General features: G+C 67.2%; 17 protein-coding genes, 4 tRNA genes and 1 riboswitch. Of the genes, 7 read left to right on the top strand and 14 right to left on the bottom strand.

Features of this window, described 5'->3' with window-relative positions:
* Positions 1-2: 2 nt before the first annotated feature.
* From NNX34_RS07925 to arsB, 3 genes are read right to left on the bottom strand one after another with little or no spacing between them, the layout of a single operon-like run.
* Positions 3-1,556: an FAD-dependent oxidoreductase gene (locus tag NNX34_RS07925; RefSeq protein WP_255765972.1), complete on the bottom strand. Its 1,554-nt coding sequence runs from the start codon at positions 1,554-1,556 to the stop codon at positions 3-5.
* Positions 1,557-1,589: 33 nt separating this feature from the next.
* Entirely contained in the window at positions 1,590-2,006 is a 417-nt protein-coding gene (locus NNX34_RS07920; protein WP_227922172.1) for an arsenate reductase ArsC, read from the bottom strand.
* Positions 2,003-3,133 carry an ACR3 family arsenite efflux transporter gene (gene arsB, locus NNX34_RS07915; RefSeq protein ID WP_255765971.1) on the bottom strand — a complete coding sequence of 377 codons (1,131 nt, stop codon included), beginning with the start codon at positions 3,131-3,133 and terminating at the stop codon, positions 2,003-2,005. The genes NNX34_RS07920 and arsB overlap by 4 nt, the downstream gene beginning before the upstream one ends.
* Before the next feature lie 114 nt (positions 3,134-3,247).
* Here arsB and NNX34_RS07910 point away from each other — a divergent pair, with 114 nt between their 5' ends.
* Complete coding sequence (locus NNX34_RS07910) at positions 3,248-3,598, top strand: metalloregulator ArsR/SmtB family transcription factor (protein WP_255765970.1); 351 nt, start codon at positions 3,248-3,250, stop codon at positions 3,596-3,598.
* Between the two features lie 74 nt (positions 3,599-3,672).
* The gene (locus NNX34_RS07905; protein ID WP_255765969.1) at positions 3,673-4,095 is read left to right on the top strand and encodes a RidA family protein; all 423 of its coding nucleotides are present in this window, start codon (positions 3,673-3,675) and stop codon (positions 4,093-4,095) included.
* Here the strand turns inward: NNX34_RS07905 and NNX34_RS07900 are convergent.
* Positions 4,092-5,345, bottom strand: a complete 1,254-nt coding sequence (locus tag NNX34_RS07900) for an MFS transporter (protein WP_255765968.1) — start codon at positions 5,343-5,345, stop codon at positions 4,092-4,094. The two genes, NNX34_RS07905 and NNX34_RS07900, sit on opposite strands and share 4 nt — an antisense overlap.
* Before the next feature lie 101 nt (positions 5,346-5,446).
* Here NNX34_RS07900 and NNX34_RS07895 point away from each other — a divergent pair, with 101 nt between their 5' ends.
* A complete protein-coding gene (locus tag NNX34_RS07895) occupies positions 5,447-5,884 on the top strand; it encodes a hypothetical protein (protein ID WP_255765966.1) in 438 nt (145 codons plus the stop codon).
* Positions 5,885-5,886: 2 nt separating this feature from the next.
* On the top strand, positions 5,887-6,261 hold the full coding sequence (locus NNX34_RS07890; protein WP_255765963.1) for a PadR family transcriptional regulator: 375 nt from the start codon (positions 5,887-5,889) through the stop codon (positions 6,259-6,261).
* Here the strand turns inward: NNX34_RS07890 and NNX34_RS07885 are convergent.
* The 10 genes from NNX34_RS07885 to NNX34_RS07840 form a co-directional block, all read right to left on the bottom strand.
* Positions 6,258-7,343: a DNA alkylation repair protein gene (locus tag NNX34_RS07885; protein WP_255765962.1), complete on the bottom strand. Its 1,086-nt coding sequence runs from the start codon at positions 7,341-7,343 to the stop codon at positions 6,258-6,260. The genes NNX34_RS07890 and NNX34_RS07885 overlap by 4 nt on opposite strands.
* Before the next feature lie 121 nt (positions 7,344-7,464).
* The gene (locus tag NNX34_RS07880; protein WP_255765961.1) at positions 7,465-7,878 is read right to left on the bottom strand and encodes a DUF1801 domain-containing protein; all 414 of its coding nucleotides are present in this window, start codon (positions 7,876-7,878) and stop codon (positions 7,465-7,467) included.
* A 26-nt stretch (positions 7,879-7,904) separates the two neighbouring features.
* Entirely contained in the window at positions 7,905-8,588 is a 684-nt protein-coding gene (gene pnuC / locus NNX34_RS07875) for a nicotinamide riboside transporter PnuC (protein ID WP_229952129.1), read from the bottom strand.
* 132 nt (positions 8,589-8,720) lie between these two features.
* Positions 8,721-8,867: riboswitch (FMN riboswitch) on the bottom strand.
* 8 nt (positions 8,868-8,875) lie between these two features.
* Positions 8,876-9,544 carry a ribulose-phosphate 3-epimerase gene (gene rpe / locus NNX34_RS07870; protein WP_229952130.1) on the bottom strand — a complete coding sequence of 223 codons (669 nt, stop codon included), beginning with the start codon at positions 9,542-9,544 and terminating at the stop codon, positions 8,876-8,878.
* A gap of 10 nt (positions 9,545-9,554) precedes the next feature.
* On the bottom strand, positions 9,555-11,048 hold the full coding sequence (locus NNX34_RS07865) for an RsmB/NOP family class I SAM-dependent RNA methyltransferase (protein WP_227933336.1): 1,494 nt from the start codon (positions 11,046-11,048) through the stop codon (positions 9,555-9,557).
* A complete protein-coding gene (fmt, locus tag NNX34_RS07860) occupies positions 11,045-11,986 on the bottom strand; it encodes a methionyl-tRNA formyltransferase (RefSeq protein WP_255765959.1) in 942 nt (313 codons plus the stop codon). The genes NNX34_RS07865 and fmt overlap by 4 nt, the downstream gene beginning before the upstream one ends.
* Positions 11,987-12,583 carry a peptide deformylase gene (def, locus tag NNX34_RS07855; protein WP_255765958.1) on the bottom strand — a complete coding sequence of 199 codons (597 nt, stop codon included), beginning with the start codon at positions 12,581-12,583 and terminating at the stop codon, positions 11,987-11,989.
* A gap of 74 nt (positions 12,584-12,657) precedes the next feature.
* On the bottom strand, positions 12,658-13,596 hold the full coding sequence (locus tag NNX34_RS07850) for a cytochrome (RefSeq protein ID WP_255765957.1): 939 nt from the start codon (positions 13,594-13,596) through the stop codon (positions 12,658-12,660).
* A 59-nt stretch (positions 13,597-13,655) separates the two neighbouring features.
* The gene (locus tag NNX34_RS07845; protein WP_255765956.1) at positions 13,656-14,339 is read right to left on the bottom strand and encodes an MBL fold metallo-hydrolase; all 684 of its coding nucleotides are present in this window, start codon (positions 14,337-14,339) and stop codon (positions 13,656-13,658) included.
* Between the two features lie 111 nt (positions 14,340-14,450).
* Positions 14,451-14,522 (bottom strand) — tRNA-Val (locus tag NNX34_RS07840).
* 212 nt (positions 14,523-14,734) lie between these two features.
* On the opposite strand from NNX34_RS07840, the gene NNX34_RS07835 reads away from it, so the two are divergent.
* The 3 genes from NNX34_RS07835 to NNX34_RS07825 all read left to right on the top strand — a co-directional run bounded on the left by NNX34_RS07835 (position 14,735) and on the right by NNX34_RS07825 (position 15,051).
* Positions 14,735-14,808: transfer RNA gene (locus NNX34_RS07835), tRNA-Gly, on the top strand.
* Between the two features lie 69 nt (positions 14,809-14,877).
* Positions 14,878-14,951 (top strand) — tRNA-Cys (locus NNX34_RS07830).
* Positions 14,952-14,979: 28 nt separating this feature from the next.
* A tRNA-Val gene (locus NNX34_RS07825) sits at positions 14,980-15,051 on the top strand.
* Positions 15,052-15,072: the final 21 nt, after the last annotated feature.

Below are 15,072 nucleotides of genomic sequence, written 5' to 3'. Positions count from 1 at the left end.
AACTAGTTCCCCTGTTCTCCGGAGCGGCCGTGTTCCAGTCCGGTAGGAATACCGAGGAATGCAGGTTCCGGCGTCCCACAGCAGGACTCAGCAGTGGGTGCAGCAGCTGCAGGTTCCGGCGTCCCACAGCAGGACTCAGCAGCGGGCACAGCAGCTGCCGGTTCCGGCGCCGAGCAGCAGGACTCAGCAGCGGGCGTAGCAGCTGCCGGCTCCGGCACACCGCAGCAGGACTCAGCGGCAGGCGCAGCGGTGGCGTCGGTATCGCAGCCGGCCACGGTATCGCAGCTGCCGCCCAGATCCGTGGAGCAGACCCCGGTTTCGGGCAGGACGAGTTCGACGTCGTCGGCCGCCTTCTGGTCCCCGGCAAGGGCCGCGGCGATGGAACGGACCTGCTCATAGCCGGTGGCCATCAGGAACGTCGGTGCCCGGCCGTAGGACTTCATCCCGGTGATGTAGAAGTCCTTCTCGGGGTGGGACAGCAGCCGGGCGCCGTGCGGCGTCACGGTGCCGCAGCTGTGGAATTCCGGATCGATGAGCGGCCCGAGCGCCCGCGGAGCTTCCACGGCGGCATCCAGATCCAGCCGGATTTCACGGAGCATGTCCAGGTTCGGCCGGAAGCCGGTGGCCGGAACCAGCAGGTCGACGTCCAACTGCGTCTCCCCGCATGGAGTGGTCCCGATGACGGCGAGGCTGCCGGAGCTCTTGAAGCCGGTAATGGTGAACGAGGTGTGCAGTTCGATGCGGCCTTCCTCGACCAGGGTCCGCAGCCGACTGCCCAACGCGCCGCGGGCCGGCAGTCCGTCCAGGTCGCCGCCGCCGTACACGCTGGCCGCCGAGGACCGGCGGATGGCCCAGCTGATCCGGGTGTCCGGTTCCTGCTCGGCCAGCTCCCCCAGCGCCAGCAGCGTGTTGGCCGCCGAATGGCCTGCACCGACCACCAGGATGTGCTTGCCGGCGAACCGGTCGCGGTCCCGGCCGGTGACATCCGGCAGCGGCGCCGTGATGAAGCCCTCTGCATAGGCGGCGGCCTCCCCCGGTGCTGCGAGTCCGGCCGAGCCCAGCGGGTTCGGGGAGTTCCAGGTGCCGGAAGCGTCGATGACGGCGCGGACCCGGTGATCGGCGGTTGTGCCGTCGGCGGTCCGGACACGGACCAGGAACGGAGTGGCATCGCGCCCGCCGGTGCGGGTTTTGTCCAGGCCTTCCCGGCTGACGGCAACAACTTCGCTGTTGGTGTGCAGCACGTTCCGGATGGCGGGCACGGCAGCCAGCGGCTGCAGGTACTGCTCGAGGAGTTCCACGCCGGTCGGCAGGGTCTCGGCGTCCGGTTCCTGCCAGCCGGTGCCGGCGAGCAGGCGGCGGGCGGCGGCGTCGACGTCGTACTGCCACGGCGAGAACAGCCGAATGTGCCCCCAGGCGCGCACGGCCGAGGCGGGCGCGTCGCCGGCTTCGAAGATGACCGGAGTCAGTCCGCGTTCGAGCAGGTGCGCGGCGGCCGCCAGGCCCACGGGGCCGGACCCGATGACGGCGACGGGAAGCTGGGACAGTTCAGTGTTCATTGGTGCTTTTCCTCAAGGAGTACGAAGGTTTTGCTAAGCCGGCAGGAGGTCGGCGATGAGTGCGGTGATCCGGGTCTTGATGTCGTCGCGGATGGGTCGGACCGCGTCCACTCCCTGGCCTGCGGGGTCGTCGAGTTTCCAGTCCTCGTAGCGCTTGCCGGGGAAGATCGGGCAGGCGTCGCCGCAGCCCATGGTGATCACGACGTCGGACTCCTTCACTGCCTCGGTGGTCAGCACCTTGGGCAGCTCGGCGGACATGTCGATGCCCTCTTCGGCCATGGCTTCGACGGCGGCAGGGTTGACCGAGTCGGCGGGAGCGGATCCGGCGGACCGGACTTCGATCCGCCCCTCGCCGAGGTGTCGCAGGTACGCGGCGGCCATCTGCGACCGTCCGGCGTTGTGCACGCAGACGAACAGGACGGAGGGCTTGGCTGCGGTTTCGGTGCTCATCGGTTCGTCTTTTCTGTGGTGGCGTTTGTGGAGGCGGCAGGGGTGGCGGCAGGGGTGGCGGCGGGCCAGTATTTCTTCTGCGCCCAAAGGGCGACGTAGACCAGGGCGACCAGGACGGGGACTTCGATCAGGGGGCCGACGACGCCGGCCAGCGCCTGCCCGGAGGTCACGCCGTAGGTGCCGATCGCCACGGCGATGGCGAGTTCGAAGTTGTTTCCCGCGGCGGTGAAGGCCAGCGTGGTGGTGCGGGCGTAGCCCAGGTCCAGGAGCTTGCCCAGCAGCATGCCGGCACCGAAGACCACGAGGAAGTAGACCAGCAGCGGCAGGGCAATGCGGGCGACGTCGAGCGGGTTCGAGGTGATTTCATCCCCCTGCAGGGCGAACAGCAGCACGATGGTGAACAGCAGGCCGTAGAGCGCCCACGGGCCAAGCTTCGGCAGGAAGGTGCCCTCGTACCAGTCGCGGCCCTTCGCCTTTTCACCGAGGGTGCGGGTGAGGAAGCCGGCCAGCAACGGGATGCCCAGGAAAACCAGCACGCTGGCGGTGATGGCCCAGAAGGAGAAGCCGGCGCTGGTGGTTTCCAGGCCGAGCCAGCCGGGCAGGACCTGCAGGTAGAACCACCCCAGCGCGCCGAAGGCCAGCACCTGGAAAACGGAGTTGATGGCGACCAGCACGGCGGCGGCTTCGCGGTCACCGCAGGCAAGGTCGTTCCAGATCATCACCATGGCGATGCAGCGGGCCAGCCCCACGATGATCAGCCCGGTGCGGTATTCGGGCAGGTCCGGCAGGAAAATCCAGGCCAGGGCGAACATAAACGCCGGTGCGGCCACCCAGTTCAGTACCAGCGAGGTGATCATCAGTTTCCGGTCGGCAATCACCCGCGAGGTTTCGTCGTAACGGACCTTGGCCAGCACCGGATACATCATCACCAGCAGGCCGACGGCGATGGGCAGCGACACATTGGACACCTTCACCGAGTCCAGCGCGGGACCGATGCCCGGAACGAACCGGCCCAGCAGCAGCCCGACGGCCATTGCGGCGAGGATCCACACCGGCAGGAACCGGTCAAGCGTCGAAAGCCGGCCGGTGACCTGACCGGTCTGGGGTGGTGCGGTGGACGTGCTCACAAAGCTCCTCGGCGGGACATCGACAGGGCGAACTGCATTGAAGAATATCGATATCCTTCGATGTCGAGTATCCCGGGATATATCGATACCTGTCAATCTGTGCATAATGGGCAGGTGACCTCTGCACTGACAGTTCCCGCTCCCGCCGTCGAGGCATGCTGCACCCCGCTGACTTCTGAAGCGCTGAGCATCGAAGACGCCCAGCGCTTCGCCCAGCTGCTCAAGGCCGTGGCCGAGCCGACCCGACTGCGCCTGGTCTCGATGATCGCCGCCCAGGAGAACAAGGAAGCCTGCGTGTGCGACCTCACCGAGCCGATCGGCCTCGGCCAGCCAACGGTGTCCCATCATCTGAAGATCCTGGTCGACGCCGGCATCCTGCACCGTGAGAAGCGCGGTGTCTGGGCCTACTACTCCATCGTGCCGGGTGCGCTCGAACGCGCTGCTGCTGTTTTGTCGCCCCGGTGAGCCTGCAGCGCCTGGTGGTTTTGTAGATCGCTCGGTCTTCGGGTGTCGATCTAGCGCCCGCTTAGACTGCATCCATGTCAGTCTCCCCGCAGTCCTCCTTGGTAACCCTCATTCGCTCCACCCAGCTGTCCGACGCCGCGGAGTATGCCTACGCCGCCACGGCACCCGCGGACGCCAGGCTCATCTTCCTAGCGGGCTCCTGCCCGCTGGAGGAAGACGGCTCGACGGCGGCCATCGGCGACTATGCCGGCCAGGCGGCCAAGTGCATGGCCAACCTGGAGCTTGCGCTGAAGGCCGCCGGGGCGACACTCGAGGACGTCCTCAGCACGCGGGTGCTGGTTGCGTCCAGTGCCCAAGCGGACCTGGTCACCGCCTGGGAAGTAGTTCGGGATGCCTTCGGCAGCCACGACGCCCCCAGTACTTTGCTGGGCGTCACAGTGCTGGGTTACGACCACCAACTCGTAGAGATCGAAGCGGTAGCCGCGGTCCGCGACTAGTACCTTTCCACTGCCTTGCTACGCCGGGCCCAGAACAGCACCGGGATCAGCAGCAAGGCCAGGATGCCGCAGGAAAGGGCGAGTGCGGCGTAGCCGGCGCCGGCCATCGTCACGCCGGACAAGGTTCCGCCTCCGGCCCCGGCCAGGGCAACCAGCACGTCGATCTTGCCTTGGACGCGGGGACGGATCTCCGGCGACGTGTTATCGACTACCAGTGCCGTGCCGGCAATCAGGCCGAAGTTCCAGCCCATGCCGAGCAGGGCGAGGGCCAGGATCAGCAGGCCCAGGGATTCCCCCGGCGCGAAGGCTGCAGTGACTCCGGCCAAGAGCAGGGTGACCCCGGAGGCGATAGCCATTGGAGTACGTCCGAGTTTGTCCACCAATATCCCCGTGACGAGCGACGGCAGATACATCGCGCCGATGTGCACCCCGATAACCATTCCGACCGCGGCAAGGTCATGGTGATGGGCCCGCATATGCACCGGCGTCATGGTCATGATCGCCACCATCGCGATCTGGGTCAGCACCATCACGGCGGCACCCACGTAGACTCCGGTCCCCGGACGTACCGCTGCTTCGCCGACGGTGCTCGGCATCGGATCCGCTGCCTGGTTCCGGAACCGGCGTGCCAGCAAGAACGGGTCCGGGCGCAAAAGCACCAGCAGTACGACGCCGGCGGCCAGGAACGCTGTTCCGGCAAGGAGGAAGGGGCCGGCCAGGGCGGGAATACCCAAGCCCTCGGCGAAGCGGCCCATGGGCGTCACCAGATTGGGTCCGGCAACCGCCCCGAACGTCGTCGAGACCATCGCAATGCTGATGGCCTGTCCCCTGCGGTCCGGCAGCGCCAGGTCCGTTCCGGCATATCGAGCCTGCAAATTGGTGGCCGTTCCCGCCCCATATAGGAACAAGGCCGTAAACAGCAGAACAGGGCTGTCCACCACAGCAGCCAGGACCACGCCCAGCGCACCGAGACCGCCGGCCAGGAACCCGGACCCGAGTCCGATCCGCCGTCCGGCCCGCTGGGTAACCCTTCCCACGAGGTAGGCCGCCAGCGCGGAACCCAGGGTAATCAGCCCCGCCGGCAGGCCGGCCAACCCCTCCGACCCAAGCATGTCCTGCGCCAGGAGTGCCCCCACCGTGACGCCCGCGGCCAAGCCCGCCCCACCGAGAATCTGGCTGAGGACAACCGCGGTGAGGGTACGCCGCTGCACTGCGGCACGGCGCGCCTCATCCAGCACGATGGTCTTCATCCCCCGAGAATAGCCCGTACCAACGCGGGCATCCCAGCACTTAAAGCGCCGCGGCAATTACGCCTACCGCTGGTACTGTTCCACTGGTACAGTCCCCAGGCATGGACACAAACACCCTGCCACAGCCCACCGTCAATGCCCGCTCGCTTCTGCTGCCGTACACACTCTCCCTGGTTGCGGCCATGCTGCTCGTCCAGGCGTTGATCGCCCTGACCGGCGGCACAGTCACCGTCCTCGCCGGAGTCCTGACCGGCGCCGTCGCCGCCGGAATTGCCGTCTGGATGTGGCGCAACGCCCGGAAACTCACCCGGGTCCGCTTCGGTTTCGCCGTCGCGCATGCGATCGCCTTCGTCTCCGTGACAACCTCGTTCAATGCGCACGCGGTGCTGCGGGCGTTCACCGCGGGGGGCGACGGAGCCGCCGCCGAACTTCTGGGAACGCCATGGTTCGGGGCAACCCTGGTGATGAGCGCGGCCTGGGGGCTCGGGCTGCTGGTCCACCTCACCGGTGCGGCACTGGGCCGCGGCTGGGAGGACTGAGCATGGCCCGCCCCACGGAGGACGAGGAATGGGTGGAAGCCCGGATCGAGTCCTGGGTGGAGACCTATAAGAAATCGATGCTGACGCCGGTGATCCTTCGGGTCGTTGAAGCTGCGCAACCGGTGACGGTCGCCCGGATTGCAGCCGGCGTCGCGTCGGCCACCGGATGGACGATCACCGAACGGAGCATGTACCGGAGCCTGAAGCGGCTGCAGGATTCCGGCTTCCTACAGAGCGCAGAGGTTGCCGCACCCCGGACCGGAGCCAAGCGCAAGGAGATTTCGCTGACCGCGGTGGGCGCACGGTTCCTGGCCGGCATCAACGACAGCCTCGTCGGTTTCTCCCCGCCGCGCAGCGGGGAGGGTGCCGGCGCCTAGAGCACCAGATCAAACTCCAGCCGGCCGTGCCGGACCCCGTTCACCTGCACCTCCAGGGCGTGCGTACCGGCGTAATGCCGCCGGGTGGTCATCTGCCGGAAGCCGTGCCGGCCGCTCAGCTGCCGGGACTCCCCCGGTTCCAGGGACACGGTCGCCAGCTTGAAGACCTTCTCGGCCGTGGACCTGTTCGCCTTGACGTAGTGCACTGCGTAATCAACTGACAGGCGGGCCGGAGCGTCGCCGGTGTTGCTCAAGACAAAGTCGAAGGTTAGTTCGCCCGGCAGCTGCAGGACGGTTGTCTCCGTCTGCAGCCCGGTAATGCGCACCTCCGCTGGAGTGAAACCCATCAGCTCAAGCGCGCCCGGGTTTCCATTTTTCACCAGGGTGCGCAGGCTGCGCCGCACCACCCAGATGGCACCGGGCGTGCCGGTCTGCTGCCAGCGTGCGGCCGCCTTCAGCACGAGCTCGGGCGCGTGCCGCGCGAGGTCGTTGGTGTGGTTGGCGACGGACCGGCGCACGTATTCGGACTCGTCATTGTGCATCGCATCCAGCAGCGGCAGCGTGGCTCCCGATGTAGCGAGCAGCGACGGTACCCGGACGGCCCACGGCAGGTAGGGCCGGGTTCCCTCGCTGGCCAGCCGGCGTACGTGTTCGTTGGGGTGGTCGGTCCAGGTTCGGATGATGTCCAGCGCCCGCTTGTGATCGGCCTTCAGCAGCCGCCGGATGGCGAACTCGCTGGTCAGCCCCGGGGTCAGCTCCGCGAGCAGGGCTAAGGCGTCGTCGAAGGCCGGGGTGCCGCCGTCGGCCAGTGCCAAAGTTACGGCAGCCTCGGTGACGGGCCACAGCACCCAACCGGTGAAGGTCGGATCGTCCAGCGCGGCGCGGAACGCAGCCGCGGCGGCCGGATAGGTGCCCAGTGCGCTAACGAGGGCGTGCGCGACGGCGTCCGTCCGGCCGCGCAGCGACAACGGTTCCAGCTGGGTCCGGGTGGCCAGCACCCCGTCCCAATCGACACCGGGTGCCGCGCCGGCCAGCGCATCGTGCAGGGTCTTGACCTCGTTCGGCCCCAGCAAGTCATCCATCGCACCCATGGTGGTCCCCCGTTTTCCATTGCCTCTGATATCCGACGGGCAGCCAAACTGGATCCGATTGTCCCTTTGCTCGAGCCGGGTAAGCCTATCCCTAACCTACTGGTTATCGGATTCAGCCGCCGCTGCCGAAATCATCTGCGCTGACGCGACGGTAGGACTCGGCGATGATTCCTTCGAGGATCTCGAGGTCCACCTTCGCCAAGTCCTTGATGTACAGGCAGCCAGCACCCGTCGTGTGGTCGCCGAGCCGGGACAGTTGCTCCGTGTACGCGTCCACGCCGTCAGGAAGGTAAACCGTGGTGGCGCCCTTGCGCGGAGAAAATGCCGCCGCGCCGGCGTCCCCCTCCCGGCCGCTGGCATATTTGTAGTGGTAGCTGCCGAAGCCGACGATCGACGGCCCCCACATAGCCGGCTGCTCGCCCGTGATCCGCGTCATCAGCGCGACCAGGGTCTGGGCGTCGCGGCGGCGAACGGGAGATGCCACACCGTCGATGAAGCTGCTGACGCTGGTGCTGGCTGGTTCCATGGTGCGCCTCCTGGTTTAGGTCACGGCTACCGGGTCCGCGGGTCCGGCATCATCACTTCCACCTGCGGCTTCTCGTCCCGCTTGGCCTTCCACCAGACAAAGAATCCGGCAAGGGTGAAGCCGCCGTAGAAGAGGTACATAAACGCTGTGGCGTAGTAACCGGCGCTGAAGAGCAGCGGCACGCCCACTATGTCCACGGCCACCCAGATGAGCCAGAACTCGACCCAGCCCTTGGCCATGCCGTAAGTGGCCAGCAGCGAGCCGACGAAGGTCCAGGCGTCGGCCCACACCGGTTCGTAGGAACCGAGCCGGGCGAAGACCGGGGTCAGGGCAACGGTGCCCAGCAGCATGATGGTCACCAGCCCGATGCGTTCCCGGCCCGAAGCCCACTGCGGGGTCACCGCGCTCTCGCCGTGGGACTTGCTCTGCTGCCAGCGACGCCAGCCGTAGATGGACACGGCGATAAACATGATCTGCCGGCCGGCCTGGCCCAGCAGCGTGGCCGTATCGGCGCCGCCGAACATGGAGCCAAGGAAGACGGTCAGCAGGAGCAGGTTGCCCAGGATGCCGACGGGCCAGGCCCAGACTTTACGGCGCATACCGCCGAAGGCGCTGAGCAGCCCGAAGATGTTGCCCACAAGTTCGCGCACCAGCAGTGAGCTTGAGCCCACCGGAATCTGTGCCTCGAAGAGCCACCGTAGAAAATCCATGTCGTCCTATCCCTAAGCGGGTGCTCCGGGGGTACGACAGTACGATGCGTCGCCAGGGTGCGACCGGGTCGAGGGGTCACCCCTGCAAAAGGGGACCTCGAAGGGTCGGCAAAGCCGGCGGAACAACAAACTGCACGTGCTTCTCCCATCCAGACTTTAACTGTCGGTATCGGAATTTCACCGATTCAACCGAACCGCTGCCCCGATTACTCGGATCAGCAGTGCGGGTCGCGGACTATAACCGCCGGTTCGGAATTACACCGACCCCGGAGCACGTTTGTTGCTAACTATTCTTGCACAGCAGCCTCGGCAGATGCGCGCAGTTTGCGGATAGCGTCATTGGGATCACCAGCGCCGTACACCGCCGACCCGGCCACGAACACGTTCGCTCCGGCCTCCGCGGCCCGTTCGATGGTCTCCGGGGAGATCCCACCGTCCACCTGGATGGCCAGCGGCAGCCCGGAGCCGCGGACGGCCTCGGCAGCGCGGCGGATCTTGGGCAGCGTGACGTCCAGGAACTTCTGCCCGCCGAAGCCCGGCTCCACCGTCATGATCAGCAGCATGTCCAGTTCGGACAGCATGTCCAGGTACGGTTCCACCGGGGTGGCCGGGCGCAGGGCCATGCCGGCCTTGGCGCCGCGCTCCCGCAGGTCGCGGGCGAGCTTGATCGGGGCCGTCGACGCTTCTACGTGGAACGTGACCGAGGCGAGGCCGGCTTCGGCGTACAGCGGCGCCCAGCGGTCGACGTCGGCGATCATCAGGTGCGCGTCCAACGGCAGGGCGGACACCTGCTGGATCCGTTCCACCACGGGCAGGCCAATGGTCAGGTTCGGTACGAAGTGGTTGTCCATAACGTCCACGTGCACGGCGTCCGCGGCGCTGATCCGCTGCAGCTCGGCTTCGAGGTTCACGAAGTCGGCCGAGAGGATGCTCGGGTTGATGCAGCACTTGCTCACGAAGGGTCTCCTAGATTTTGCGGCGGATCAGTGCCAGGAACATGGCGTCGGTGGCGTGGATGTGCGGCCACAGCTGGGCGGTCGATTCGTGGCCGGCCTCCAGCGCGCCGGGCAGGCTGACGGCGTCCAGCGCGGCGCCGGCGTCGAGCAGTTCCAAGTCGTTGCGCTTGCGCATCACGTCGGCGACGACGGCGGTGGTTTCCGCGGGGTGCGGAGAGCACGTTACATAGGCCACCACTCCCCCGGGCTTAACCGCGTCCACAGCGGTGGTGAGCAGCTCGCGCTGCAGGATCCCGAGTTCGCCGACGTCGGTGGGCTTGCGCCGCCAGCGGGACTCCGGACGGCGGCGCAGGGCGCCCAGGCCGGTGCAGGGTGCGTCGACGAGAATCCGGTCGAAGGTTTCCGGGTAGTCCTCGGCGATGGTCCGGCCGTCTCCGGTACGCACGTTCCAGGTTTCCCCGGGCACAGCGTCCAGGGCCTGGCGGACCAGCTGCGCGCGGTGCGGAGCGGGCTCGTTGGCCAGCAGCACAGCGCCGGATTCGTGGGCGAGGGCGGCGAGCAGTGCGGCCTTGCCGCCGGGGCCGGCACACATGTCCAGCCACTTTTCCACGCCGTCCTCATCGACGGACGCGCCGCCGAGGTCCAGTTCGGCCAGGGCACGGGCGACCAGCTGGGAGCCGGCGTCCTGCACGCGGGTGGTGCCGGCGCGGACCGAGTCCAGCCGGCCGACGTCGCCGGCGGAGAACAGCGCCGAATCCTTCACGAGCTCGCCGTCCGTCGCTCCGGCGGCGCGGGCCTCATCGAGGTCGCCGAGGCCGGGCAGGGCGACCAGGTTCACCACGGGAGCGTCGTTGTCGGCACGCAGCAGGTCGGTGATCTCATCGACACTGCGTCCGTGCGCCACGAGTGACTGGCGCAGTGCCCGGACAATCCACTCCGGGTGGGAATGCTCAATGGCGGAGCGCTTAACTGCGTCGGTTTCGCCTTCGGTGAGCAGCTCCACCCACTCGTCCAGGCTGCGGGCGGCGACCTTGCGCAGCACCGCGTTGATCAGCGCCGAGGGTCCGGCGCCGATGACGGCACGGGCCAGGCCGACGGTCTGGTCGAGGGCGGCATGTGCAGGGACGCGCATGGCCAGCAGCTGATGGGTGCCGATGCGCAGGGCGTCCAGGACAGCGGGGTCCAGGCGCTCCAGCGGGCGGTCCACGCACTTGGCGAGGATGGCGTCATAGGTGCCCTGGCCGCGCAGGGCGCCGTAGGCCAGTTCGGTGGCAAAGCCGGCGTCGCGCTTGTCCAGCCGGTGCTTGCGGATGCTTTTCGGCAGCACGAGGTTGGCGTAAGCGTCCTCGCCGGAGACGGCGCGGAGCACTTCAAAGGCAACCAGCCGGGCCGGATCGGCTGCGCGGGTGCGCTGGCCGGGGGCGGCGGCGGTGCGGGTCTTCACTGCGGCGCGGCGGCGTTCGTGGCCCTTGTCGTTGCGGTGCTTTTCAGGTTGGGGGGTCATTCGAAGACCACGTCCTCACGGTTGGCGAGGCCGCGGGCCCAGTCGGGCCCCGGCATCATTTTCTTGCCTGCGGGCTGGACACGCAGCAGTTCGAGTCCGTGTGAGCCGGTGCCCACGACGGCGGCGGCGTCCCCGCCGCCGGTGAAGCGGACCTGGCCGGGGCGCAGGTCGGTGACATCGGGGCGCAGCTTGGCCGCGCCGATCTTGAACCGGGAGCCGTCCCAGGTGGTCCACGCGCCTGGTTCGGGGGTGACGCCGTTGATGCGGCGGCGGATAGCCAGGGCCGGCTGCTGCCAGTCCACGCGGGCATCGTCGATGCTGAGCTTGGGTGCCAGTGTGATGTCCCCCTGCTGCGGCACCGGCACGGCGGCGCCGGCGTCGACTGCGCTGAGCGTCTGGGCCAGCAGCACGGCACCGGAGTGCGAGAGGCGTTCGAGCAGGTCACCGCTGGTGTCCTCGGGCCGCACCGTTTCGGTGAGGGTGCCGTAGACCGGGCCGGTGTCCAGCCCGGTTTCAAGCAGGAAGGTGGACGCGCCGGTGATGTCGTCACCGGCAATGACGGCGTGCTGCACCGGGGCGGCGCCGCGCCAGGCAGGCAGCAGCGAGAAGTGCAGGTTGATCCAGCCGTGCTTCGGCACGGTGAGGGCGCGGGCCGGAACGAGGGCACCGTACGCAACGATGGCTGCGACGTCGGGCTCCAGGGCGGCGATGGCCGCGATGGCTTCGTCGTCCACCTTTGCAGCGCGGATCACGGGCAGACCCAGTTCCTCGGCGCGGGCGGCCACCGGCGATGGCGTCAGGACCTTTTTGCGGCCCAGCGGGGCATCGGGGCGGGTAAGGACGCCGACGACGTCGAACCCGGCGTCAATCAGCGCGTCGAGGGACGGTACGGCGACCGCGGGGGTGCCGGCAAACAGGACGCGAAGTGCCGCGGCCACCTAGGCTCCGGCCTGGGTGCCGAACGTACCCTTGGCCGCCTGGCCGAAGGTACCGAAGCTGGAGCCCACGCTCTGGGCACGCTGCGCTGCGGTACGGTCCGCGATTGCGTCGTACTCGCGCTGCCGGATGGCCCGGAGTGCTTCCTTGCGGTGCTCGCCTTCGAGCCGGTCGATATAGAGGGCGCCGTTCAGGTGGTCCGTTTCGTGCTGGAAGCACCGGGCGAGCATGCCCTCCCCTTCGATGCTGATGGGGTTTCCGTGCAGGTCCTGGCCGGTGACGCGGGCCCAGCGGAAGCGCGGTGTCTGGTAGCCAAGCCCGGGGATGGACAGGCAACCCTCCAGATGGTCCGGCTGGAGGTCATCGCTCAGGTCAAGGACGGGATTGACCACATGCCCGGCCTGGCCGTCCACGCGGTAGGTGAATACGCGCAGGCTGACGCCCACCTGGGGTGCTGCCAGCCCGGCACCTTCGACGTCCTCCATGGTTTCCTCCATGTCCGCTACCAGCTTCGCCAGTTCGGGGCCGAAGTCGGTCACGTCTTCGGCGCGGGTCCGCAGGACCGGGTCGCCGAGCGTGCGGATAGTCAGGATGGCCATCGGGGGTTTGTTCCTTACTCTTGCTGCAGGGGATCGGAATCCAGTCTAGTTGGCTCCGCCGCCCGCCGGGACGCTCAGGCCTGAGGAGCGCCCGCTGCCACCGAAGTCTGCGGATCTGGCGTCGGTGCAGCCTGCAGGGTTGAAGCCTGTGCAGCGGGGGCTTCGTGCGCTCCGACCGGGGGCGGCGGCACGGGCAGCAGGGCACGGCCTGCGGCAACGGCGTCGATGTTGGTCTGCCAGACCCGGCGCAGTGCGCAGAACTTGAACCAGTGCTGGGGCAGCACGTCCGGGTTGGCGCGCATGGGACGCACCTCGGTCTGGCCCACGGCGACGCCAAGCAGCAGCGGGTCCTGTCCGTAGGCCCACGGCTCCCAGGTGCCGGCACCGGCGTCGACCAGCGATTCCTGTGCCTTCATCCCGGCAACGAGCTGCATCACGACCTTGTCATCCAGCTGCTTCACCTGTCCGTCGCGGTCGGTGTTCTTGGTCTTGTAATCGATCAGGCACAGCCGGCCGCCGATCCGCGCCACCAGGTCCAGGGTGCCGGCGTAGCCAAGCTCGGCGTTCCACACGGTGATTTCCGGGGCGATGGGCTGGACATCGTAGAGCTTCCACCATTCGTCGAACCGGTCCGCGAACTGGTGCTCGCCGCGGGCCACAAGGTCCTCGCGGGCACGTTCGAGCTCATGCGGGCGGTCCAGGGCGCGGAGCGCAACCTGCTCGCAGTAGAAGTGGACGCGCGTGCCCCGCTGGGCGGCGGCGTCGCGGTAGCGTTCGGAGGCCGAGGAGGCCTCCTTGACCACGGAGCGCAGCTGCGACGGGCTCCCGAGGGCGGCGGTGAGTTTCGGATCCTTGACGACGGCGGAAGCTGCCATATAGCTGTGCCAGCCGTCCAGGGACGTTGAGCCCTGGGAAATGACCGTGGTGATGGACGGGACCGTGGGCGGCTCGGAAAGGGACCGCGAATACATGCGTCCGTATTCGGTTGCGTGTGCCAGTGCTGGTTCAGTCATGTCTCCAGTCTGCCACCCGGCGGTGACAGTCTGCTTTCGGCTCCCCGCACGGCCTGCGACTAGCGGCGTCCGCCTGCGCGGACCCGGTCTATCACGGCATCGACGCGGCTTCGAATCTCATCCTTGCCTCCGACCAGCCCGAAAGGAGGGCCGTCGTCCGTAGTGCCCCACGGCACGAGTACGTCAAAGTCCAGATCACGGACCTGCGCGAGGCTGGCGAGGTAATCACCTCGAAGGTGCTCGTCCAGAACCACCGCTTTCCACTCGCCGTGCTCAATCCAGATGAAGTCCCCGGTGAACAGGAAGCGCCTGTCCCCGTTGTTCCATAGGTAGCTTGTTGTGCCCGCAGTGTGTCCCGGCGTCGGAATTACCTCCAGGTCTTCGCCAATCATCTGACGCCGGTCAAACACGGCCGACACCGGAAGCGACCCGGCCACCTCGGCACGGTCCCCCTCATGGACGTATACCGGAACATCGAACTCCGGCACTCCGTACATCGCTTCATGGGCATGGTTGATCAGCAGCCGAGCAGCTCCGCCCCGGTCCATGATGGCCTCCGCGGAGCTGTTGATGCCCGGCGAGTTGTAAACAATCATGTTGCCGCCGGGCCGCTCGAGGACGAACGAGCGAAGCAGCACGTTGTGCTGATAGGGCAGGCGCACGGCGGAAGTGGCAAGCAACCCGTCCAAGGGTGCGTGCAACGGGCTGGTTTCCGGAAGGGTCACGATTGGCTCCGTAGTCATTGGGTCCGCAGTGTGGATGCAGGACCCATAACTACGCCCCAAAAAGAGCCGGCGCCAGATAGACGCAAAAAGCCGCCACCTTCCCGAAGGAAAGTGACGGCCAGTGAAGGGTGGGCGATACTGGGTTCGAACCAGTGACCTCTTCGGTGTGAACGAAGCGCGCTACCACTGCGCCAATCGCCCTTCTTTTGCTAAATCACGTTGATGCGCCCGGAAGCACTCCAACGTCTAAAGATGCTAGCCCAGATCCCGCCCCAGTCCAAACCTGGGCCGAACCCGGGACCGATTGGACGAACCCGCAAACGTCCTATAGAGTTTTTCTTCGTTGGAAAGCGGGGGTTCGCCGCGGAAAGCGCAAGCAATCCGGGGCAATAGCTCCCTCACCTGATCAACATGCGGACGTAGCTCAGCTGGCTAGAGCACCACCTTGCCAAGGTGGATGTCGCGGGTTCGAATCCCGTCGTCCGCTCGCAAGTCACTGTACAAGCCGCTCCCGGTTCGCCGGGTCCGGTTCTCCAAAGCTTTATGCGGCGGTTACGGTGGGGTGGCCGAGAGGCGAGGCAGCGGCCTGCAAAGCCGTATACGCGGGTTCGAATCCCGTCCCCACCTCCACAGTGGATTGTAAGAAACCCATTTATGGGCGCGATTGGCGCAGCGGTAGCGCGCTTCCCTGACACGGAAGAGGTCACTGGTTCGATCCCAGTATCGCGCACGAACAGTACTGTTTCAGTGC

It is taken from the genome of Arthrobacter sp. zg-Y1116 (assembly GCF_024385485.1).
Classification (GTDB): Bacteria; Actinomycetota; Actinomycetes; order Actinomycetales; family Micrococcaceae; genus Arthrobacter_B.
This window is presented reverse-complemented; position numbering and strand designations above follow the sequence as displayed.

Bases quoted from the DNA above. Each gene is read 5' to 3' on its own strand.
- NNX34_RS07925 (WP_255765972.1), bottom strand. From the start codon at position 1,556: ATGAACACTGAACTGTCCCAGCTTCCCGTCGCCGTCATCGGGTCCGGC.
- NNX34_RS07920 (WP_227922172.1), bottom strand. From the start codon at position 2,006: ATGAGCACCGAAACCGCAGCCAAGCCCTCCGTCCTGTTCGTCTGCGTG.
- NNX34_RS07905 (WP_255765969.1), top strand. From the start codon at position 3,673: ATGTCAGTCTCCCCGCAGTCCTCCTTGGTAACCCTCATTCGCTCCACC.
- NNX34_RS07900 (WP_255765968.1), bottom strand. From the start codon at position 5,345: ATGAAGACCATCGTGCTGGATGAGGCGCGCCGTGCCGCAGTGCAGCGG.
- NNX34_RS07895 (WP_255765966.1), top strand. From the start codon at position 5,447: ATGGACACAAACACCCTGCCACAGCCCACCGTCAATGCCCGCTCGCTT.
- NNX34_RS07890 (WP_255765963.1), top strand. From the start codon at position 5,887: ATGGCCCGCCCCACGGAGGACGAGGAATGGGTGGAAGCCCGGATCGAG.
- NNX34_RS07885 (WP_255765962.1), bottom strand. From the start codon at position 7,343: ATGGATGACTTGCTGGGGCCGAACGAGGTCAAGACCCTGCACGATGCG.
- NNX34_RS07880 (WP_255765961.1), bottom strand. From the start codon at position 7,878: ATGGAACCAGCCAGCACCAGCGTCAGCAGCTTCATCGACGGTGTGGCA.
- pnuC (WP_229952129.1), bottom strand. From the start codon at position 8,588: ATGGATTTTCTACGGTGGCTCTTCGAGGCACAGATTCCGGTGGGCTCA.
- NNX34_RS07865 (WP_227933336.1), bottom strand. From the start codon at position 11,048: ATGACCCCCCAACCTGAAAAGCACCGCAACGACAAGGGCCACGAACGC.
- def (WP_255765958.1), bottom strand. From the start codon at position 12,583: ATGGCCATCCTGACTATCCGCACGCTCGGCGACCCGGTCCTGCGGACC.
- NNX34_RS07850 (WP_255765957.1), bottom strand. From the start codon at position 13,596: ATGACTGAACCAGCACTGGCACACGCAACCGAATACGGACGCATGTAT.
- NNX34_RS07845 (WP_255765956.1), bottom strand. From the start codon at position 14,339: ATGACTACGGAGCCAATCGTGACCCTTCCGGAAACCAGCCCGTTGCAC.